The sequence below is a fragment of the Pseudomonas sp. PS02303 genome (assembly GCF_029959925.1).
In the GTDB taxonomy this organism is placed as follows: domain Bacteria; phylum Pseudomonadota; class Gammaproteobacteria; order Pseudomonadales; family Pseudomonadaceae; genus Aquipseudomonas; species Aquipseudomonas mandelii.
Genome location: NZ_JASCOM010000387.1, coordinates 1 through 3,886 on the forward strand (window position 1 = coordinate 1; position 3,886 = coordinate 3,886).

Here is a 3,886-nt window from a genome sequence, read left to right on the forward strand (position 1 = left end):
GAAACGATGCATCGCCGATGGTAGTGTGGGGTTTCCCCATGTGAGAGTAGGTCATCGTCAAGATTAAATTCCGAAACCCCTATCTGCGTATGCAGGTAGGGGTTTTGTTTTGTCCGCAGGAAAGTTCTCCTCAAGCTACAACACAAATTTGCACAGTTATTTTCGACTCATGACACTAGAATAGGTCCAACTTTTTTCGGAGCCAGAGCCCTTATGCCAGATCCGGTTGACGCCCCCGGGCTGTCAGAATTACCGCTGGACGACTTGGTGGCCTGCCATGAGTGTGACTTGCTGATGCGCAAGCCTGAGCTTGCCCATGGCGAGAAAGCCCTGTGCCCGCGCTGCGGTTACGAACTCTACGCCCATCGGCACAACGTAGTGCAGCGCAGTCTCGCGTTGGTCATCGCCGCGCTGTTGTTGTACATCCCGGCGAACTTTTTACCCATCATGCAGCTCAATCTACTCGGGCAATCGTCGCAAGACACCGTCTGGACCGGCGTTGTCGGTCTGTTCGATACCGGCATGCAAGGCGTCTCGGTGATTGTGTTCCTGTGCAGCATGGGAATCCCGTTGCTCAAGTTGCTCTGCCAATTGGCCGTGCTATTGAGCATCCGGTTTGATATCGGACGCAGCTACGGTTTGCTGCTCTACCGTATTTATCACCATCTAAGGGACTGGGGGATGCTCGAGGTTTACCTCATGGGCGTACTGGTGGCGATCGTAAAACTGGCAGATATGGCAGCCATTACAGTAGGTCTCGGTTTGGCCTGCTTTATCAGTTTGTTGTTGGTCCAGGTCTGGTTGGAGGTCGTGATGTCGCCTCATCAGATCTGGCAGGCTTTGTCAGGAGAGGATGCCCATGCGGGCGATTGATGCAGGCATTCTGATTTGCACCGAATGCCATGAATTGAACAAGCAGGAAGCCGACACCGACGAGCAAACCTGCACCCGTTGCGGTGCGCTGGTGCACGCCCGTCGCCCGAACAGTGTCATGCGGACCTGGGCACTCCTGGTCACCGCAGCGATTCTCTACATTCCGGCCAACGTGCTGCCGATCATGACTGTCAGCTCATTAGGGCAGGGCGATCCCAGCACCATCATGTCGGGCGTTATCCAGCTGGTTCAGCACGGCATGATTCCCATCGCCGCCGTGGTTTTTATCGCCAGTATTCTGGTGCCGACGTTCAAGCTGGTGGGCATCGCGCTGCTGCTGTTTTCAGTACAACGTCGCCAGCCCCTTTCGGCACGCCAACGAATCTGGATGTACCGCTTTATCGAGTTCATCGGCCGCTGGTCGATGCTGGACATCTTCGTGATCGCCATCCTGGTGGCGGTCGTGAATTTCGGACGGCTTGCCAGCGTCGAAGCCAATCTTGGTGCCATCGCTTTCGCCAGTGTGGTGATTTTGACGATGCTTGCCGCAGTTACTTTCGATCCCCGACTGATTTGGGATAACACGGAGTCGGACGACGACCATGACTGATTTGCCTACAGCTAAAACCCGACCGGCTTCGAACTGGTCTGCCATCTGGGTGCTGCCCCTGATCGCCCTGATCATCGGCGGCTGGCTCGGCTGGCGTGCCTATAGCGAAACTGGCATCGAGATACAGGTGCGTTTCGAGAGCGGTGAAGGCATTCAGGCCAATAAGACTGAAGTCGTCTATAAGGGCATGCCAGTCGGCAAGGTGAAAACCCTTAAGCTCGATGACGAAGGCAGTTCCAAAGGTGTGATCGCCACCGTCGAGATGAACAAGGACGTGGAGCAATACCTCAAGACCAGCACCCGTTTCTGGCTGGTCAAACCGAGCGTGACCCTGGCTGGTATCACCGGGCTGGAAACGCTGGTGTCCGGCAACTACGTGGCCATCAGCCCCGGCGAGGGCGAGCCTACCCGCAAGTTCAAGGCCCTGGCTGAAGAGCCCCCGCTGTCAGACTCTCAGCCCGGCCTGCACCTCACCATCAAGGCTGATCGTCTCGGTTCACTGAATCGCGGCAGCCCCGTGTTCTACAAGCAGATCAAGGTCGGCCAAGTCAAAAGCTACTTGCTGTCGGAAGATCAAAGCACAGTCGAGCTCAAAGTGTTCATTGAGCCCACCTACGCCAATCTGGTGCGCAAACACACCCGTTTCTGGAACGCCAGCGGCATCAGCATCGACGCCAACCTGTCTGGTGTAAAAGTGCGCAGCGAATCGCTCGCCAGCATCGTCGCCGGCGGTATCGCCTTCGCCACGCCGGAGAACCGCAAGGACAGCCCGCCCACCGATCCAAGCCTGCCGTTTCGCCTCTACGAGGACTTCGATGCCGCCGCTGCCGGCATTCGGGTCAAGGTCAAACTCAGCGATTTCGAAGGCCTGCAGGCCGGCCGTACTCCGGTCATGTACAAAGGCATCCAGGTCGGCAACCTGAAAGCGCTGAAGGTCGATCCGGACCTGAATGCCGCCACTGCCGAATTGACACTTGATCCACTGGCCGAGGATTACCTGGTCGAAGGCACTCAGTTCTGGGTGGTCAAACCGTCGATTTCCCTTGCGGGCATCACCGGGCTGGAGGCCTTGGTCAAAGGTAACTACATCGCTGTGCGACCGGGCGACAAAGGGGCCGCGCCGCAACGTGAATTTGTGGCCAGACCCAAGGCGCCGCCGTTGGATCTGCGTTCGCCCGGTCTGCATCTGGTGTTGTTCACCGAAAACCTGGGTTCGCTGGAAGTCGGCAGTCCGATTCTCTATAAGCAGGTCAAGGTTGGTTCGGTGCAGAGCTATCAGTTCTCCAAAAAGAAGAAGCAACTGGTGATCGGTGTCCACATCGAGAAGGAATACGAAGGCCTGGTCAATGCCTCGACACGCTTCTGGAATGCCAGCGGCATCACGCTCACAGGCGGACTGACCGGCGGAATCCAGGTCAAAAGTGAATCGTTGCAAAGCCTGATGGCCGGCGGCATCGCTTTCGAAACCCCCGAAGCCAAGGCGCCGTTGCAAAAACGCATTCCGCGTTTCCGCCTGTTCGCCAGCCATGAGGAAGCCAACCAGAAAGGCGCCGTGGTTACGATCAAGGTCGATCGCGCCGATGGCTTGCGCAGTGGCACTCCCGTGAGATTCAAAGGCCTGGATGTCGGCAAGATCGAAGATGTCGACCTCAGTGATGACCTGCAATCGGTGATGCTCACCGCACGAATCACCGAAGTGCCGGAGCGCATTGCCCGGGTCGGCAGTCAGTTCTGGGTGGTCAAGCCTGAGTTGGGCCTGATCAAGACCTCCAACCTGGAAACGCTGGTAACTGGCCAATACATCGAAGTGCAGCCAGCAGCGAAGAATCTGGGGCCGCAGAAGAACTTCGTCGCCCTGGCCACTCCACCGGAATCGGCCAAGCAAGAAGCCGGTTTGAGTCTGGTGTTGAGCGCCGCTCGCCGTGGTTCACTGAAAATCGGTGTGCCGGTGACGTACCGCGAGGTCACCGTGGGCAAGGTGACGGGCTATGAATTGGGTCAGACCGCTGACCGTGTGTTGGTGCACATTCTGATCGAGCCGAAATACGCGCCCTTGGTGCGCAGCGGCACACGTTTCTGGAACACCAGCGGTTTCGGGTTCGACTACGGCTTGTTCAAAGGCGCGACGGTCCGTACCGAATCGTTGGAAACGCTGATTCAGGGCGGTATCGCCTTCGCCACGCCGGAGGGTGATCGCATGGGCAATCCGGCGCGGCCTGAGCAGACGTTCCCGCTGTTCGACAAGTTTGAAGATGAATGGCTGACCTGGGCGCCGAAGATTTCACTCGGTAAATAGACTATTGGTGTTCCTGCTGCCGCCATCGCGAGCAGGCTCGCTCCCACAAGGGATTTGCTGTGACCACGGAATTTGTGATCGACACCAACCCCCTGTGGGAGCGAGCC

Annotated in this window: 3 protein-coding genes; all 3 read left to right on the forward strand. The window is 57.5% G+C overall.

Annotated features, from left to right (window positions below):
• Window positions 1-213: 213 nt before the first annotated feature.
• Genes QMX98_RS33010 through QMX98_RS33020 form a run of 3 tightly spaced genes read left to right on the forward strand, consistent with a single transcriptional unit; the run spans window position 214 to window position 3,779 of the window.
• Window positions 214-873, forward strand: a complete 660-nt coding sequence (locus QMX98_RS33010) for a paraquat-inducible protein A (protein ID WP_077749035.1) — start codon at window positions 214-216, stop codon at window positions 871-873.
• Complete coding sequence (locus QMX98_RS33015) at window positions 860-1,483, forward strand: paraquat-inducible protein A (RefSeq protein WP_010458355.1); 624 nt, start codon at window positions 860-862, stop codon at window positions 1,481-1,483. The genes QMX98_RS33010 and QMX98_RS33015 overlap by 14 nt, the downstream gene beginning before the upstream one ends.
• Entirely contained in the window at window positions 1,476-3,779 is a 2,304-nt protein-coding gene (locus QMX98_RS33020; RefSeq protein ID WP_077749034.1) for an MlaD family protein, read from the forward strand. Before QMX98_RS33015 ends, QMX98_RS33020 begins: the two co-directional genes overlap by 8 nt.
• The last annotated feature ends 107 nt before the right edge of the window (window positions 3,780-3,886 follow it).

What these genes read in the sequence shown, in the direction of transcription:
- QMX98_RS33015 (WP_010458355.1), top strand. Translation starts at nt 860, where the DNA reads ATGCGGGCGATTGATGCAGGCATTCTGATTTGCACCGAATGCCATGAA.
- QMX98_RS33010 (WP_077749035.1), top strand. Translation starts at nt 214, where the DNA reads ATGCCAGATCCGGTTGACGCCCCCGGGCTGTCAGAATTACCGCTGGAC.
- QMX98_RS33020 (WP_077749034.1), top strand. Translation starts at nt 1,476, where the DNA reads ATGACTGATTTGCCTACAGCTAAAACCCGACCGGCTTCGAACTGGTCT.